The sequence below is a fragment of the Mycolicibacterium novocastrense genome (genome assembly GCF_001499835.1).
GTDB classification, from domain to species: domain Bacteria; phylum Actinomycetota; class Actinomycetes; order Mycobacteriales; family Mycobacteriaceae; genus Mycobacterium; species Mycobacterium novocastrense.
The window spans coordinates 32,554-49,431 of sequence record NZ_LQIH01000025.1 but is presented as its reverse complement, the minus strand read 5'-3'; the positions used below and the strand labels follow the sequence as shown (position 1 = coordinate 49,431).

Annotated in this window: 17 protein-coding genes; 7 read left to right on the top strand and 10 right to left on the bottom strand. The window is 67.8% G+C overall.

Translation table 11 applies throughout. The annotated features are described in order from the left end of the window. Positions 1-111: 111 nt before the first annotated feature. Together AU072_RS18450 and AU072_RS18445 are read left to right on the top strand one after the other, a co-directional pair. Positions 112-2,028, top strand: a complete 1,917-nt coding sequence (locus AU072_RS18450; RefSeq protein WP_082681048.1) for a dynamin family protein — start codon at positions 112-114, stop codon at positions 2,026-2,028. 79 nt (positions 2,029-2,107) lie between these two features. Beyond that, a complete protein-coding gene (locus tag AU072_RS18445) occupies positions 2,108-3,604 on the top strand; it encodes a dynamin family protein (protein WP_064415139.1) in 1,497 nt (498 codons plus the stop codon). On the opposite strand, the gene AU072_RS18440 is transcribed toward AU072_RS18445, so the two are convergent. Genes AU072_RS18440 through AU072_RS18420 form a run of 5 tightly spaced genes read right to left on the bottom strand, consistent with a single transcriptional unit; the run spans position 3,601 to position 6,691 of the window. Continuing rightward, positions 3,601-4,065, bottom strand: a complete 465-nt coding sequence (locus AU072_RS18440; protein WP_064415138.1) for a hypothetical protein — start codon at positions 4,063-4,065, stop codon at positions 3,601-3,603. The genes AU072_RS18445 and AU072_RS18440 overlap by 4 nt on opposite strands. Positions 4,066-4,084: 19 nt before the next feature. After that, positions 4,085-4,555 carry a hypothetical protein gene (locus AU072_RS18435; protein ID WP_235629982.1) on the bottom strand — a complete coding sequence of 157 codons (471 nt, stop codon included), beginning with the start codon at positions 4,553-4,555 and terminating at the stop codon, positions 4,085-4,087. Between the two features lie 39 nt (positions 4,556-4,594). Then, positions 4,595-5,539, bottom strand: a complete 945-nt coding sequence (locus AU072_RS18430; protein ID WP_064415136.1) for an LLM class F420-dependent oxidoreductase — start codon at positions 5,537-5,539, stop codon at positions 4,595-4,597. Between the two features lie 28 nt (positions 5,540-5,567). Continuing rightward, entirely contained in the window at positions 5,568-6,188 is a 621-nt protein-coding gene (locus AU072_RS18425) for a TIGR03085 family metal-binding protein (protein WP_064415135.1), read from the bottom strand. Between the two features lie 26 nt (positions 6,189-6,214). Further along, a complete protein-coding gene (locus AU072_RS18420; protein ID WP_064415134.1) occupies positions 6,215-6,691 on the bottom strand; it encodes a hemerythrin domain-containing protein in 477 nt (158 codons plus the stop codon). A gap of 171 nt (positions 6,692-6,862) precedes the next feature. Between AU072_RS18420 and dnaK the strand changes: the two genes are divergently transcribed. From dnaK to AU072_RS18400, 4 genes are all read left to right on the top strand, one after another. Further along, a complete protein-coding gene (dnaK, locus tag AU072_RS18415) occupies positions 6,863-8,722 on the top strand; it encodes a molecular chaperone DnaK (RefSeq protein WP_064415133.1) in 1,860 nt (619 codons plus the stop codon). Further along, a complete protein-coding gene (gene grpE, locus AU072_RS18410; RefSeq protein ID WP_064415132.1) occupies positions 8,719-9,333 on the top strand; it encodes a nucleotide exchange factor GrpE in 615 nt (204 codons plus the stop codon). Before dnaK ends, grpE begins: the two co-directional genes overlap by 4 nt. A 151-nt stretch (positions 9,334-9,484) precedes the next feature. After that, positions 9,485-10,663: a molecular chaperone DnaJ gene (gene dnaJ, locus AU072_RS18405; RefSeq protein ID WP_064348310.1), complete on the top strand. Its 1,179-nt coding sequence runs from the start codon at positions 9,485-9,487 to the stop codon at positions 10,661-10,663. After that, complete coding sequence (locus tag AU072_RS18400) at positions 10,663-11,067, top strand: heat shock protein transcriptional repressor HspR (protein ID WP_064415131.1); 405 nt, start codon at positions 10,663-10,665, stop codon at positions 11,065-11,067. The genes dnaJ and AU072_RS18400 overlap by 1 nt, the downstream gene beginning before the upstream one ends. An 8-nt stretch (positions 11,068-11,075) precedes the next feature. Here AU072_RS18400 and AU072_RS18395 read toward each other — a convergent pair whose 3' ends face one another. The 4 genes from AU072_RS18395 to AU072_RS18380 form a co-directional block, all read right to left on the bottom strand. Continuing rightward, positions 11,076-11,978 (bottom strand): aldose 1-epimerase, encoded by a 903-nt coding sequence (locus AU072_RS18395; protein WP_064415130.1) that lies wholly within the window; start codon positions 11,976-11,978, stop codon positions 11,076-11,078. 108 nt (positions 11,979-12,086) lie between these two features. Continuing rightward, the gene (locus AU072_RS18390) at positions 12,087-13,148 is read right to left on the bottom strand and encodes an NAD(P)-dependent alcohol dehydrogenase (RefSeq protein WP_235629981.1); all 1,062 of its coding nucleotides are present in this window, start codon (positions 13,146-13,148) and stop codon (positions 12,087-12,089) included. Positions 13,149-13,210: 62 nt separating this feature from the next. Further along, positions 13,211-14,374, bottom strand: a complete 1,164-nt coding sequence (locus AU072_RS18385) for an FAD-binding oxidoreductase (RefSeq protein ID WP_064415129.1) — start codon at positions 14,372-14,374, stop codon at positions 13,211-13,213. A gap of 16 nt (positions 14,375-14,390) precedes the next feature. Further along, positions 14,391-15,401, bottom strand: coding sequence for a hypothetical protein (locus tag AU072_RS18380; protein WP_064415128.1), 1,011 nt, complete (start codon positions 15,399-15,401; stop codon positions 14,391-14,393). 99 nt (positions 15,402-15,500) lie between these two features. Between AU072_RS18380 and AU072_RS18375 the strand changes: the two genes are divergently transcribed. Next, positions 15,501-16,148, top strand: coding sequence for a TetR/AcrR family transcriptional regulator (locus tag AU072_RS18375; protein WP_174523832.1), 648 nt, complete (start codon positions 15,501-15,503; stop codon positions 16,146-16,148). Here AU072_RS18375 and AU072_RS18370 read toward each other — a convergent pair. Next, complete coding sequence (locus tag AU072_RS18370; protein ID WP_407937613.1) at positions 16,143-16,793, bottom strand: GAP family protein; 651 nt, start codon at positions 16,791-16,793, stop codon at positions 16,143-16,145. The genes AU072_RS18375 and AU072_RS18370 overlap by 6 nt on opposite strands. Positions 16,794-16,878 lie beyond the last annotated feature (85 nt).

Here is a 16,878-nt window from a genome sequence, read left to right as displayed (position 1 = left end):
CACACAACGCCAGTCCAACCACACAACGCCACTGGCGGGGATCAATCCACGATCCCCGCCAGTCGGCACGTCTACCGTTGACTCACCGGCCCACCCGGACGCGAGGACTTCATGACGCAAGGCAACGACCCACGACCGGCCAGACAGACTTCGGCCGGCAAGCCGGCCAGACAGACTTCGGCCGGCGACCCGGCCAAACAAACCAGAGTCATCGTCGAACTGATCGACCACACCAGCAGGATCGCCACTGCCAACGACCGAGGAGATCTGGTCGAGCGGCTGGCCAAGGCCAAGGACCGCATCACCGACGCGCAGATCCGGGTGGTGATCGCCGGTCAGCTCAAACAGGGCAAGAGCCAATTGTTGAACTCGCTTCTCAACGTTCCTGTCTCGCGGGTCGGTGACGACGAGAGCACGGTGCTGCCGACCGTGGTGACCTACGGCGAGACCGCCGCCGCCAAGCTCATCGTGGCGCGCGGCGAGGGCGAGGAACCCGAGGCCGTCGAGATCCCGATGGCCGACATCAAGAACGACCTGCGTCGCGCGCCGCAGGCCCATGGTCGTGAGGTGATCCGGGTGGAGGTGACCGCGGCCAGCCCGCTACTCAAGAACGGGCTCGCCTTCGTCGACACCCCGGGCGTCGGCGGGCACGGCCAACCTCACCTCTCCGCGACGCTGGGTCTGTTGCCCGACGCCGATGCGCTGTTGATGTGCAGCGACACCAGCCAGGAGTTCACCGAGCCCGAGATGACGTTCATGCGGCAGGCCTTCGAGATCTGCCCTGTCGCAACGATAATCGCGACCAAGACCGACCTGTATCCGCATTGGCGCCAGATCGTCGATGCCAACAAGGCGCATCTGCAGCGTGCGGGTGTCAACGTGCCGATGATCCCGGCCTCCTCACTGCTACGCAGCCACGCGATCGCGCTCAACGACAAGGAACTCAACGAAGAGTCGAACTTCCCGGCCATCGTAAAGTTCCTCAGCGAGCAGGTGCTGGCGCTGCAGAACGGCCGGATCCGCGACCACGTCGTCAACGAGATCTATTCGGCGGCCGAACATTTGACGCTCAAGGTCAAGGCCGAGCTGTCCGCACTCAACGACCCCGAGACGCGTGACCGGCTGAAGGAGGACCTCGAGCGGCGCAAGCAGGAGGCTCAGGATGCCTTGCAGCAGACCGCGCTGTGGCAGCAGGTGCTCAACGACGGGATCGCCGATCTGACCGCCGATGTCGACCACGATCTGCGCGGGCGGTTCCGCATCATCGGCCAGCACATCGAAAAGGTCATCGACACCTGCGACCCGACACATCACTGGGCCGAGATCGGCGCCGAACTCGAGAACGCGGTCGCCACGGCCGTGGGCGACAACTTCGTCTGGGCCTATCAACGCGCCGAGGCGCTGGCCGCCGAGGTCGCGCGCACGTTCATCGAGGCGGGTCTCGACGCCGTCAGCATGCCCCAGCTCGACCCCAGCCGGATGGGTGCCAGCCTCGGCGAGATGAAATCGCTGGGCAAGCTGGAGGCCAAGCCGGTCCGCGCGGGACGCAAGCTGACCATGGGCATGCAGGGCTCCTACGGTGGCGTCCTGATGTTCGGCATGATGACGTCGTTCGCGGGCCTGGGCATGTTCAACCCGATCTCGCTGGGGGCGGGTCTACTGATGGGGCGGACGGCGTACCGCGAGAACATGGAGAACCGGATGCTGCGGGTGCGCAACGAGGCCAAGACCAACACCCGCCGATTCCTCGACGACACCCAGTTCGCGGTGGGCAAGGAATCGCGCGACCGGCTCAAGGCCATCCAGCGGCAGCTGCGCGACCACTACCGCGGCATCGCCAACCAGACCTCCAGATCACTCAACGAGTCGTTGCAGGCGACCATCGCCGCCGCGCAGGTCCAGGAGGCCGAACGCAGTGGCCGGATCAAGGAACTCGAGCGCCAACTGAACATCCTCGACCAGGTCACCGAGCACGCCACCAAACTGATGCGCACCGAATCGGCGCCCGAACCCGTCGGGACCACGTAGCGGCGTCGGTGCATAAGCTGGACTCTTGGCCATCGCCGAACGCCGGAGGGCAGCCAGGAGCATTGGTGGGCAGCGCGAAATGAGCACGAGCGACCAGGTGCGCGCGATCCTGGGTGGAACCATCCAGGCGTACCAGGCCGATCCCGCGTATGGTCATCGCCCCGATGTGCACAACGAGCTGGAGCGCATCGGTGGTCGGCTCAACCAGCCGATCCGGATCGCCCTGGCCGGCACGCTCAAGGCGGGCAAGTCGACGTTGGTGAACGCGCTTGTGGGCGAGGACATTGCGCCGACGGACGCCACCGAGGCCACCCGGATCGTCACGTGGTTCCGGCACGGTCCCACACCGAAGGTGACCGCGAACCACCGCGGCGGCAGGCGGTCCAACGTGCCGATCGGGCGCGATCCCAACGAGGGCGGGCTGACGTTCGACTTCGCCACGCTCGACCCAGGAGACATCGTCGACCTGGACGTGGAGTGGCCGGCCGCCGAGCTGATCGACACCACGATCATCGACACCCCGGGTACGTCGTCGCTGTCGCGCGACGTCTCCGAGCGCACCCTGCGCCTGCTGGTCCCCGAGGACGGGGTGCCAAGGGTCGATGCGGTGGTCTTCCTGTTGCGGACGCTGAACGCCGCCGATATCGCGCTGCTCAAGCAGATCGGTGAGTTGGTCGGTGGTTCCGCGGGCGCGTTGGGCGTGATCGGGGTGGCTTCTCGCGCCGACGAGATCGGGGCGGGGCGCATCGATGCGATGCTGTCGGCCAAGGACGTCGCGACGCGGTTCACCGCCGAGATGGAGCGGACCGGGACGTGTCAGGCGGTGGTGCCGGTGTCCGGCCTGTTGGCGTTGACGGCACGGACGCTGCGGCAGAGCGAGTTCGTCGCGCTGGAGAAGTTGGCCGGGGTGGACGCCGCCGAGCTGACCAAGGCGATGCTGTCGGTGGACCGCTTCGTCCGCGACGACAGCCAGTTGCCGGTGGACGCCGCAACGCGGGCGGCGTTGCTGGACCGGTTCGGCATGTTCGGGATCCGGATCTCGATCGCGGTGCTGCGCGCCGGGGTCAGCGATTCGGTGGCGCTGGCCGATGAGTTGTTGGAACGCAGCGGATTGGTGGCGCTGCGGGAGGTGATCGATCAGCAGTTCGCGCAGCGGTCGGATCTGCTCAAGGCGCACACCGCGCTGCTGTCGCTGCGGCAGTTCGTGCAGGCCAACCCGATCTACGCGACGCCCTACATACTGGCCGACATCGACCCGCTGCTCGCCGACACGCACGCGTTCGAGGAGCTGCGGCTGTTGAGTCAGTTACGTTCGCGGCCGACAACATTGAACGACGACGAGATGGCCTCGCTGCGCCGGATCATTGGTGGTTCGGGCACCGACGCGGCCAGCAGGCTCGGGCTGCAGCCGGACAATCCGTACGACGGGCCGCGTGCGGCGTTCGCGGCCGCACAGCGCTGGCGTCGGCGCGCCGAGCATCCGTTGAACGACCCGTTCACCACCAGGGCATGCCGGGCGGCGGTCCGCAGCGCCGAGGCGTTGGTGGCCGCGTACGCCGCGCAGCACCGGGCCTAAGGGGTCGGCGGCGCCGTCACGGTCTCGGTCACCGTTTCGGTGCTGGTCTCGGTGCTGATGCTCGTGGTCGGCGGAGGGGTGGTCGTCGTGGTCGTCGTGGTGGTTGTGGTGGTCGGCTCCGTGGTGGTCGGCGCGGCCGGTGGTGCGGTGATGGTCTCGGTCACCGTCTGGGGTGACGGTGTTGTGGTGACCGGTGCGGCGGTCCGCGTCGTCGTCAACGGCGTCAACGACGTCGGTTCGGTGGTGGAGTCATTGCCGCTGATCAGGCTGGCCAGCCCCCACACGATGAGGGCGACGAGCAGGGCGCCGATGGCGCCGAACGCGACCAGCGCCGCGGGTTTGCGGTACCAGGGAATCGGCTCCTCGGGAGGCAACCCGGGCCCGCCGTCGCCGTAATTGAGGTACGCCGTCGGCTCGTTGTCGGGATGGTTCGGGTCGTCGGGGGGTCCGTATCGCGCCACGGCCACCGATAGTAGGCGCTCAGGGGTACGGATAGAGCGTGCGCGTCACATTCGTCCGGGGTCGGCGCGTCGTGCGGGTCGTGGTCGGATCCTCGTCCTCGTCGGCCTCGCTGGTGGGCGTCGTGTCGCTGCTGGTCGTCGCCTCGCTGGTGGTCGTCGTCTCGCTGCCCGACGTCGTCTCGGTGCCCGACGTCGTTCCCGAGGGCGTCGGGTCGTTGATCTCGGTCGTCTCCGGTGGACTGGTGGTGGTGATCGTGGGGGTCGCGGTGGTGGATGTCCGGGTCTCGGTTGCGGTGAATGTCGGCTCGTAGTTCAGCGGTGCCTGCGGCGGCTCGCTCGATCGGCCGGTGACGAACGAGACCGCCAGCACCAGGATTCCGATCGCGAGCAGGCCCAGCAGGCTCGCGCCGACGACTTCCGGCGTGCGGTTGTACCAGGGCTGCGGCGGCGGGTTCCCACCGCGGTCGTCGTCGCTGTCACCGCCGGGCACGGCCACTGATCGTAGGGCCGCACGCCCGCGCGCGCCTGCTCAGCGAAGCTGCGGCAGCACCTCGCGAGCGACGAACTCCAGGTGATCGAGGTCTGACATATCGAGAACCTGCAGGTATATGCGCTGCACTCCGGCCTGGAGGAATGGTCTGAGTTTGTCGGCGATCTCGGCGGGCGTGCCGACCGTCGGAGAGTTGCTCCGCAACTCGTCGACCTCGCGGTTGATCGCGGCCGCCCTGCGGGCGATTTCGCCGTCGTCGCGGCCGGCGCACAGCACGAACGCCGCGGAGTACGTCATCGAATCGGGGGATCGCCCGGCATCGGACACCGCCGCGGCGACGCGCTCGAACTGGGTCTTGACCGTGTCGAGCGGCACGAACGGGACGTTGAACTCGGTGGCGTACTTCGCGGCCAGTGCCGGCGTGCGCTTGGCGCCCTGGCCGCCGATGATCACCGGCGGATGCGGTGACTGCGCGGGTTTGGGCAGGCCGGGAGAGTCGGCGACCGTGTAGTGCCGGCCGGTGTAGTCGAACGTCTCGCCCCGTGGCGTCGTCCACAGACCGGTGATGATCTCGAGCTGTTCGGAGAGCCGGTCGAATCGTTCGCCGAGCGACGGGAACGGGATCGCGTACGCCTGGTGTTCGGCCTCGAACCAGCCCGCGCCGAGGCCGAATTCCACCCGGCCCCCACTCATCTCGTCGACCTGGGCGACCGATATCGCCAGTGGGCCCGGAAATCGGAAGGTCGCGGAGGTCACCATCGTCCCCAGGCGGATCGTCGACGTCTCGCGCGCGATACCCGCCAGCGTGACCCACGAGTCGGTCGGGCCCGGCAGGCCGTCGCCGCTCATCGCGAGGTAGTGATCGGACCGGAAGAAGGCGGAGAAGCCCAGATCTTCGGCGGCTCGCGCGACGGCGAGCTGGTCGGCGTACGACGCGCCCTGCTGCGGTTCGACGAAAACCCGGAAATCCACCGATGAGCTCACGGACGCCAGCTTAGGCACGATCGACGGGTCACAGCCCGCGGCGGTTTGCGCGCACCGCCTCGACGGTCGCCGGGTCGCCGTCGAAGTCCAGGCGCACTTCGTCGCGACCGGAGATGAACAGCAGCAGTTCCTGCGCTTCGCCGACGACGGTCAGCGGTTGCCCCTTTCCGACCGTGGCAAGCACCTTGCCCTGCGGTGTCTTCAGCGTCATCCGCGCGGGCGCCTTGGCCAACGTCATCTTCGCCATCAGCGGTAGCGAACGTGTCAGAGCGCTGACCGTGCTGTCATCCAGAGGCCTTGGCTCCCAACCGGATTGCGCGCGCCGGACGTCCTCGTGGTGAATGTACATCTCGCCCATGTTGGCCACCGGGTCGAGCAGTTTGAACGGCGAGTACAGCGGCGGGCCGGAGGCGACCTTGTCGAGCAGTTCCTGCCAGTCGGTCTGCGCGGTCTGCCGTTGCACCTTGTCGGTGTATCCGGCCAGTGCGGGGATCATGATCCCCGGGGTGGCGTCGAGCCTGCGCTCGCGTACCACCAGATGCGCGGCGAGGTCCCGGGTGGTCCAGTCCCCACACAAGGTGGGGGCGTCCGGTCCGACCTCGCGCATGGTCTCGACGAGTGCGGCGCGTTCCCGTTGTGCGGCGGTCATTTCTCCACCTTAGGGACGGGCGAGCGTCACACGCCCCACCTGACCATCTGCCGGCCGGGATGGGCTTCGTGCCACGCGGCGATCGCCGCATCCCAGTCTTCGCCGTCCAATTCGGTGATCGACGCGGGGAAGATGCCGTCCTCCTCCTTTCGGGTGTGCTCCCAGAGGTCCTCGACGGCGTCGCGGATGGCGCGCTGATCGGCCTCGCGGGTCGGGTCCACGGCGGCGAGGAGCGCGGCGAGTTCACGGTGCTCGCGGATGAGGGGCTCGATGTGCTCGGCGAACAGCTCGTCGCGCAGAAGCACCTTGAACAGGCCGTTCTCCTCCCCGCGCCAGTGGGTCTCCAGCTCCTGCGCCATCTCGGCCAACAGCCGTCGCGCGGTGTCGAGGTCGCCGCGGTCGATGCGCCGGACGGCTTCGCCGCCCAGGTTGAGGACATGGGCGTGCTCCGCGATGTAGTCGCGGATCAGCGGCAGGTCACGGCACCCGCAGTACTGACACATCGCGTCCGACGCTACGCCGCGGGAACAAATCCGCGAGGAGGCCCGTTGACCGATTCGACAGTTGAGTGAAACAGACTCAAGTTTGAGTTGACAGGGTAGGGTTCGTCGGCGCAGGCTTGAGTGCGGTGCACTCAGACCCCAACAAGCAGGACTATTCCAGGAGGAACCAACATGGCTCGTGCGGTCGGAATCGACCTCGGGACCACCAACTCCGTCGTCGCGGTACTGGAGGGTGGCGATCCCGTTGTCGTCGCGAACTCCGAGGGCTCCCGCACCACGCCGTCCGTCGTCGCGTTCGCGCGTAACGGAGAGGTGCTGGTCGGCCAGCCCGCCAAGAACCAGGCGGTGACCAACGTCGACCGGACCATCCGTTCGGTCAAGCGGCACATGGGCACCGATTGGTCCGTGGAGATCGACGACAAGAAGTACACGGCGCAGGAGATCAGCGCCCGAACGCTGCAGAAATTGAAGCGCGACGCGGAGAGCTACCTCGGTGAGGACATCACCGACGCCGTCATCACCGTGCCCGCCTACTTCAACGACGCCCAGCGGCAGGCCACCAAGGAAGCCGGGCAGATCGCCGGGCTCAACGTGCTGCGCATCGTCAACGAGCCCACTGCGGCGGCGCTGGCGTACGGCCTGGACAAGGGCGAGAAGGAACAGACGATCCTGGTCTTCGACCTCGGCGGCGGCACGTTCGACGTCTCGTTGCTCGAGATCGGTGAGGGCGTGGTCGAGGTGCGCGCCACCAGTGGCGACAACCACCTGGGCGGCGACGACTGGGACGACCGGATCGTGGAGTGGCTGGTCGACAAGTTCAAGGGCACCTCCGGCATCGACCTGACCAAGGACAAGATGGCGATGCAGCGGCTGCGTGAGGCCGCCGAGAAGGCCAAGATCGAGCTGAGCTCGAGCCAGAGCACCTCGATCAACCTGCCCTACATCACCGTCGACGCGGACAAGAACCCGCTGTTCCTCGACGAACAGCTGACCCGCGCGGAGTTCCAGCGCATCACTCAGGATCTGCTCGACCGCACCCGCCAGCCGTTCCAGCAGGTGGTCAAGGACGCCGGCATCTCGGTGTCCGACATCGACCACGTGGTGCTGGTCGGCGGCTCGACCCGCATGCCCGCGGTGTCGGATCTGGTCAAGGAGATGACCGGCGGCAAGGAGCCCAACAAGGGTGTCAACCCCGACGAGGTCGTCGCGGTCGGCGCCGCCCTGCAGGCCGGTGTGCTCAAGGGTGAGGTGAAGGACGTTCTGCTGCTTGACGTCACGCCGCTGTCCCTCGGTATCGAGACCAAGGGTGGCGTCATGACCAAGCTGATCGAGCGCAACACCACGATCCCGACCAAGCGGAGCGAGACCTTCACCACCGCCGACGACAACCAGCCGTCGGTGCAGATCCAGGTTTATCAGGGTGAGCGTGAGATCGCCGCGCACAACAAGCTGCTCGGCAGCTTCGAGCTGACCGGTATCCCGCCGGCTCCGCGCGGTGTGCCCCAGATCGAGGTCACCTTCGACATCGACGCCAACGGCATCGTGCACGTGACCGCGAAGGACAAGGGCACCGGCAAGGAGAACACGATCCGCATCCAGGAAGGCTCCGGCCTGTCCAAGGACGAGATCGACCGGATGATCAAGGACGCCGAGGCGCACGCCGAGGAGGACCGCAAGCGTCGCGAGGAGGCCGACGTCCGCAACCAGGCGGAGTCGCTGGTCTACCAGACCGAGAAGTTCGTCTCCGAACAGCGGAGCGGTGAAGGCGGCTCCAAGGTCCCCGAGGACACGCTGGCCAAGGTGGACGCCGCGATCGCCGATGCCAAGAAGGCGCTGGAAGGCACCGACATCGGTGAGATCAAGTCCGCCATGGAGAAGCTCGGCGTCGAGTCGCAGGCCCTCGGTCAGGCCATCTATGAGGCCACCCAGGCCGAGCAGGCGGCGAGCGGCGGTGCGGACGCCGGTGCGGCGGACGACAACGTCGTGGATGCCGAGGTCGTCGACGATGATTCGGACAAGGAGAACAAGTGACAGGAAACGATCCGCACGAGCCGGTGACCGTCACCGACAAACGGCGCATCGATCCGGTCACCGGTGAAGTGAGAGAAGCAGGTTCGGGTCCGGCGCCGGATTCGGCGCCGGACGAGCCCACAGCGACGGCGGCAGGGGAGGAGGCCGACAAGGCCTCCGAACTGCTCGCCGATCTGCAGCGGGTGCAGGCCGATTTCACGAACTACCGCAAGCGGGCGTTGCGCGATCAGCAGGTGGCGGCGGACCGAGCGAAGGCTTCGGTCATCGCAGAGCTGTTGCCGATCCTCGATGATCTCGACCGCGCGCGAAGTCACGGTGACCTCGAGAGCGGACCGCTCAAGGCGATGGCTGACAAGTTGGTCAACACCCTTGAGGGGCTGGGTCTTTCGGGATTCGGTGCCGAGGGCGACGACTTCGACCCCGAACTTCACGAGGCCGTGCAGCACGAGGGCGAGGGCACTCACCCCGTCATCGGCAACGTGATGCGACGCGGCTACAAGGTGGGCGACCAAGTCGTACGCCATGCCCTGGTCGGGGTGGTGGACACGGTTCCCGAGGACGGCGGCAACACCGCCTCGGGCGACGGTGCGCCGGAAGCCGAAGCCGAGTGATGAGGAGGTGGCGCGGAATCGCCGAGAGCGACGAATCCTGCGCCACCTTCGCCTCATCGGCGACGATGGATCCGACGCGAATCGTCGGCAAGCAGCAAAATCTGAAGTGAGAGTGCGATAAACCTACAGAAGCGGAAGGAGGTGACGCGGTATGGCCCAGCGTGAATGGGTCGAGAAGGACTTCTACAAGGAGCTCGGCGTCTCCTCTGACGCCAGCGATCAGGACATCAAACGGGCAGCCCGAAAGCTGCTCGCGGAAAACCATCCCGACCGCAACCCCGGGAACTCGGCCGCCGAGGAGCGGTACAAAGCCGTCTCCGAGGCCAAGGAGGTGCTCACCGATCCGGCCAAACGCAAGGAGTACGACGAGACCCGGCGCCTGTTCGCCAACGGCGGATTCGGCCGCGGCCGGTTCGGCGGGGGCGGGGGCTTCGGCGGTTTCGGTGGCGGCGACGGCGTCGAGTTCAACCTGAACGACCTGTTCGATGCGGCCGGACAGACCGGCGGCGCGAACATCGGCGACCTGTTCGGCGGGCTCTTCGGCCGCGGCGCACAACAGGCGCGACCCAGCAGGCCGCGCCGCGGCAACGACCTCGAGACCGAGGCCGAGCTGTCGTTCCTGGAAGCCACCAAGGGCGTGGCGATGCCGTTGCGGCTCACCAGTCCCGCGCCGTGCACGAACTGTCATGGCAGCGGCGCCCGTCCCGGAACGAGCCCCAAGGTCTGCCCGAACTGCAACGGGTCCGGTGTGATCAACCGCAACCAGGGCGCGTTCGGATTCTCCGAGCCGTGCACCGAATGCCGCGGCAGCGGGTCGATCATCGAGCACCCCTGCCAGGAGTGCAAGGGCACCGGCGTGACCACCCGCACCCGCACGATCAACGTGCGGATCCCCCCGGGCGTGGAGGACGGTCAACGGATCCGGCTGGCCGGCCAGGGCGAAGCGGGTCTGCGCGGCGCACCGTCGGGCGACCTGTACGTCACCGTTCACGTGCGGCCCGACAAGGTGTTCGGCCGCGACGGCGACGATCTGACCGTCACCGTACCCGTCAGCTTCCACGAATTGGCGCTGGGGACAACCCTTTCGGTGCCCACGCTCGAAGGCAAGGTCGGTGTGCGGGTACCCAAGGGCACCTCGGACGGACGCATCCTGCGCGTGCGCGGTCGCGGTGTGCCGAAACGCTCTGGCGGACACGGTGATCTGCTGGTGACGGTGAAGGTGGCGGTGCCGCCGAACCTGGAGGGCGAGGCGGCCGAGGCGTTGGAGGCCTATGCGAAGGCGGAGCGGGCCACTGGCTTTGATCCGCGGGCCGGATGGGCAGGTGCGTAATGGCGGCGAAACGGTCCAACGACGAGGCCCGCACGTTCCTGATCTCCGTCGCCGCGGAGCTCGCCGGCATGCATGCCCAGACGCTGCGCACATATGACCGGCTCGGGCTCGTGCGTCCGCAGCGCACCTCCGGCGGCGGTCGGCGTTACTCGCAGCACGACGTTGAGTTGCTCCGCGAGGTGCAACGGCTGAGCCAGGACGAGGGCGTCAACCTCGCAGGCATCAAGCGCATCATCGAACTGACCAACCAGGTCGAGGCGCTTCAGGCGCGGGTGCGGGAGCTGACCGAGGAAGTCGAGGCGCTGCGGGGTTCTCCGCGCCGCGACCTCGCAGTGATGCCGAAGAGCACCGCGGTGGTGGTCTGGCAGCCCGGAGCGGGTCGGCGGCGACGTCAGGCGGAGTAGAGCTTCTGTCAGCGAATCGTGATCGAGAACCGAGCGGTCTCCGGCTTGCCGGGGGCCGCTTTTCGGTATCCGCCTCTGCGTAGCGCATCCGTCGGCGCCGCCATCGGTTCGATACCGATCAGGTCGTCGTTCGGGGGCGCGAAGAGTTGCGCTGCGGGATAGCCGCTTTCGAATGTCACGTCGATGCGGCGGCCACCTCCGGCGAGGGTGAACACCGCGCCTTCGGGCACCTGGTCGAAACCGTCGTCGTAGGCGGTGACCATCAGGGTCTGCTCACCACCGGGCCAGGGCTCGTCAGCGCCGGTGGGTATGCCCTTGTCGTCCACCGGCAGATGGCGCATCGGCGGGGTGCTCAGCACCCACTCCTCCCGCGGCACACCGGGGATCTTCACGTACGGGTGATAGCCGAAGCACAGCGGTACGGACGTCGACGAGGTGGGTGTCACCGTGGTCTCGATGGCGAGCCTGCGGTCCTCGAGCACCACGTGCTGGGTGAGCAGGTGCGGGAAGGGAAACGCCGCGAGCAGTTGCGCGTCGGCGCCGTAGTCGAGCACCGCGGTCAGGCTGTTGTCGGCACGGTCGCTGACCTCCCAGCCGGGGTAGGCGGCGAGCACGCCGTGGATCGGCGCACCGTGCTCATCGGTCCGCACACCACCTGTGCCCGGAGCCAGGGTGACGACGGACCCGTCGACTTCATAGGTGTTGGCGCTCAACCGGTTCGCCCACGGATACAGGATCGGGATCCCCATGGTCTTGCCGTTGTTCACATACGCGGTCAAACCGCGGCGCTGACCGAGGAACTCGTCACCGGACTCCGCCAACGACGTGCCCACCATGCCTGCGGCGGGCACGAACGTCGCGGTCAGGTCCGACGACGGATCGCTCAGCGTGACGGCGTCGAAGTCGATCACAAGACGATCGTCGCACGCTGCGCACGTGGAGTCGGGCCCCTTACCGGTTTGTGAATCTGGCGACGCTCGGAGCGCCGAAACCGTCGCCAGATGCACAATTCAGCGGGCTCAGTCGTAGACGATCACCGCACGGCCGACGAAATCGCCGCGGCTCAGCGCGTCGATGTGGTCGTTGACGTCTTCGAAGCGGACCTGCGTGACGCTGTCCTTGATCTTGCCCGCCTCGGCGAGCGCGACGACCTCGGTCAGGTCGGTGTAATTGCCCCAGAACGACCCGAAGAACGTGTACTCCCTGCCGACCACCGGAAACAGCGGGATGTCGACGCGGTTGCCCACCAGGCCGACCGACGCGACCGCACCTTCGGTGGCCAGCAGCGCGAAGGCCAATCGGATGCTCTCCTCGGCACCGACACACTCGATCACCGCGTCGAACTCGCGCCTGCCGGTGGCCTGCTCGAGCGCATCACGCACCTGATCGTCGGTCCTACCCCTGGTGTTGACCGTGTGGTCGGCGCCGTTTTCGGTTGCCAGCGCCAGCTTTTCGTCGCTGCGGGCGAAGGCGACCACCGTCGCACCCGCCCCGAGCAGCTTGGCGTACTGGACGGCGTACGCGCCGAGGCCGCCGACACCCATCACCGCCACCGTCGTTCCGGGCCCGAGCACACCCGCCGCACGCAGCTTCTTCAGCCCGCGGTACGGCGTCAGGCCCGCATCGGTCAGCGGCGCCAGCGACACCGGTGACAGGTCGGCCCCGACGGGTATCACCTGTTGGTACGCCACCGGTACGTACTCCGCGTACCCGCCGTGCGGACCGAAGCCGACCCAGTGGCCCTGGTTGCAGATCTGTTCGTTGCCGCGGTGGCACTGGCGGCACGACCCGTCTCCGAGTGGGCCGAAAACCACCGCGCGAGTCCCCTCCGACAGGCCCGCAGACGCCGGCACGTCGGCACCGATCCGGTCGACGGTGCCCGCAACTTCGTGACCCGGCGTAACCGGAAGCGGCATCGGCAGACTGAAGTAGCCGTCGATGAGCTGAAAGTCGGTGCGGCACATGCCTGCGCCGCCGACTTTGATCAGCACCTGGTTCGGCTCGATGTCGGGTATGGGGATCTCCTCCAGCCGCAGCGGCTGCTTGTACCCGTGCATGCGTGCGGCTCGCATCGTCGCCATCTGAGCCCCCGATCGTTGATCTTGATCGGAGTGTACGGGTGCCGCGGCCGCCGCGCGACGTTTCAGGAGGCCAGGGGATCGTGCTGAATACGTTCGGGGGGCGCCCCTTTGGCGATCAGGGCGGCCTTGGTCGCCGTCACCATGGCGGGGCTGCCACATATGAGGATCTGCCGGTCGCCCCAGTTGCCGTAGCGGGTCACCACGTCGGCCAGCACGCCGGTCTGTCGCACGTGCAGGCCGCGGGGCGGCTGCACATCCGGGTAGTCAGCGGCCCACGGCGGGTCGACGTTGAACTCCGAGACCGGTGTGACCGAGAGCCACGGGTTCTGTGAGGCGATCTCCCACAGCGTGCGCAGGTCGTAGAGGTCGCACGGATACCGTCCGCCGAAGAACAGGTGCACCCGCGGATTGACCCCCCAGCGGGTGAGGTCCATGATCAGTGCCCGCAGCGGCGCTAGTCCGGTGCTGCCCGCCACCATCAACACGTCGCCGCCGTCGCGGTCCACGTGCAGCGCGCCGTGTGGGTTGGACAGCCGCCACCGGTCGCCGGGTGTCGTCTCGGCGACGATCGCGGTGCTCACCATCCCCCCGGGCACCGAGCGGATGTGGAACTCGATGCCGCCGCTGGGTTCGGTCGGGATCGACGGGCTCAAGTACCGCCACCGCCGCGGCCACTGCGGAACCTGGACCGTCACGTATTGGCCCGGGTGGTAGAACAGCGGCTGGTCCAGTTGCAGCCGCACGACGGAGACGTCGCGGGTGACGCGCAGGTGCTCGATGACCGTGCCGTCGCAGAACGGCGGGCCGTCCTCGGCGTCGGCGGCGCCGCGCATCACCCCGATCATCAACGCGACCGCGTCATGCGTGGCCTCGGCCAGTTGGTCGTTCCAACTCGAGGCGAAGTGATTGCGGAAGCCGGCATACAGAGCGGTCTGCATGCTGTCGTAATGCCGTTGTGTGACACCGTATTTGCGGTGGTCGCGGCCCAGCTGGGCGAGGAATGCCACTGGCTCCTGCGCCCGCTGGGCGGCGAGTTCGCCGAGAACCCAGCTGACGGCCTGCCCGAACCGCCGGCGTTGCTCGTCCATGTCCGGCGGGAACAGGTCGCGCACCGACATGTCGATCGCGAACCAGTGGGTGTAGAAGCGTCGGATCAGGTCGTCGCCAAGAGCGGGGTCGACCGCGTCGCGCAGCATGCGCAGCGCGTCACGGTCGTCGAGTCCCACGCGGCCCGAGTGTATGTCAGGCGCGTCGCGCCCTTCTTTGGCGAAGTGCCGCCAGCACGATCAGCGCCACGCCCAGGGCGGTCCAGCAGGACAGCACGATGACCGGCACCGCGCCGCCCGCCCCGTCGAAGAACGCCGCCGAGCGCAGCAGGGTGGCGTTGGCGCCCTGCGGCAGGAACTGCCCGAACTGCCCCCAGCCGCTCGGCAGTAGTTCCGGGGCGCTGTTCAGGCCGGACAGCGGATTGCCGACGAGAAGCGCCAAAACCGCGCCCAGCGCCAAGCCGACGCGGCCGAACAGCGATCCCAAGCCCAGCAGGGTCAGCCCCGTCGCCAGGATGCCCAGCGTCAGCGCACCGGTGACTCCCCAGAAGTTCGCGTCGATCGACCCCAACACCCAGCGCAACAGCGCGGCGATGGTCAGGCCGGCGACACCGGCGAAGACCACGGCGGTGGCGAACCGGGTCCACACTTCGCGCTTGAGCGCGAACATCAGCGCGATCGCGGGCAGGAGGCCGGCGAGGGTGATTGGCAGCGCCGACGCGGCCAGCCCGGCGCCGCGTGGGTCGTCGGCGGTCGGTGGCGCCAGGTCCTCGACGCGCAACTGGGCACCGGTCTTCTGCGCGATGCCGTTGCCGATCTGGGTCAACACCTGGGCGATCATCGGGCTGCCACCGGTCGCGATCATCAGCGTGGGGCCCTCAGGTCCGAGGGCGATGCCGCCGTAGACGTCGCGGGCGCGGATCGCTTCGCGCAGCGCGCCGGCGCTCGGGTAATAGGTGAACGAGAACGCGCCCGGGGCCTGCTGCTCCATCGTGGCGGCGACTTGCCCGCTCGCCGCCTGCGGGCCCGCCGCGCCGATCGGCACGTGGTGCGGAGCGGTGCGGGCCGCGGGCAGTGCGAAGGCCAACGCGACGATCGCGATGACGACGGTGAGCACCACGGCCACGCCGGTCGCCCGTATGGCGGCACGCGGCTCGTGCGCCGGTGATGTGTGGTGGATGGACCGCGCGGGGGTTTCGATGGTCATGTCGGCCGCCTTTTCATTCGTCGTTGAATTAATGCGTAGCGGCAGCGTAACTCCGCGGGCCACACTTTTCAACAGGCATTGAAATGATAATCTCGGGGCATGGCGTCACCAGCGAAAACGGCCCGTCGCCGAGGCCGCCGCGAAGGCGAGCCGGTGTCGCGCGACGCGGTGCTCGCCGCGGCGCGCAAGCGGTTCGCCGCCGAGGGATACGAGAAGACGACGCTGCGCGCCATCGCCCGCGACGCCCACGTCGACCCCTCGATGGTGCTCTACTTGTTCGGGTCCAAGGCCGAGCTGTTCCGGGCGTCGCTCAACGTGGTCGTCGACCCTGGGGCGCTGGTCTCCGCGCTCGCCGGGAACTCCCATGACGACCCCGACATCGGCACTCGCATGGTGCGGGCGTACCTGCGGATCTGGCAGTCACCCGAATCGGGTCCGACGATGGTCGCGATGTTGCAGTCGGCGACCTCGAACTCCGATGCTCACGAGGCGTTCCGCGGGTTCATGCAGGACTATGTGCTGAGCGCGGTGTCCCAGGAGCTCGGGGGCACAGAGCAGGCCCGGCTGCGCGCGCTGCTGGCCGCGAGCCAACTCGTGGGCACGGCGATACTGCGCTTCGTCATGAAGATCCCACCGTTGGCCACGCTGCCCGACGACGACCTGGTTCGGCTCCTGGCGCCGACGGTGACGCGGTACCTGACCGCCGGCGCCGCCGAGCTCGGCTTGCCGACGTTCGACGAGTCATAGCCCGTGAATGCCCTTGTACAGCACCATGAGACCGATGACGACGAGGATGCCCGCCGTGAGGACGGCGTGCTGGCTGTCCATCCAGTCCTTGAGCCGGCTCAGCGGTCGGTCGAGGCGATCACCGGAGACCGCATAGGCCAGGATCGGCAGCGCGACCGTCGATCCGGCCGCGATCACGAACCAGGCGACGGCCAGCCAGTCGTCGCGTGCGCTGCCGCCGGCGGTGCCGATCGCCAAACCGGCTGCGGCGCAGATGAACAAGACTTTCGGGTTGGCGACGGTCAAGGCCATCGCCGCACCCCCGGCCCGCAGCGGGGTCAGCGTGCTCAGGCTCTGCATCCATTTGGGTTTGTGGGCTGACTTCTTCCTGTTGAGCCACCGGTGCAGGCCGAACGCGATGAGTGCCGCACCGACCACGATCCGCAACCAGGACGCCCACCCCGGCGGGTGACCCTCGCGCCCGCCCATCAAGCTCGACACCTGCAGGAAGATGCTCGTCAGCAATGCCAGCCCGATGATCCAACCCGCCAGAAAGGCCAGCCCGGTCGGCCGCGGGCGCGCTGTGTGCAGCACGAGGACGGCGGGAATGATCGACAGCGGCGAGAGCGCGACCACCAAAGCCAAGGGAATCAGTTCAGTCAGCAACGATCCCGTGTCCACGAGGCCGAACATTATCGGAATGCCCGCTGTTGGTGCGGTTCTTACCGCCACATGCGGTGCGCGCGTCGCG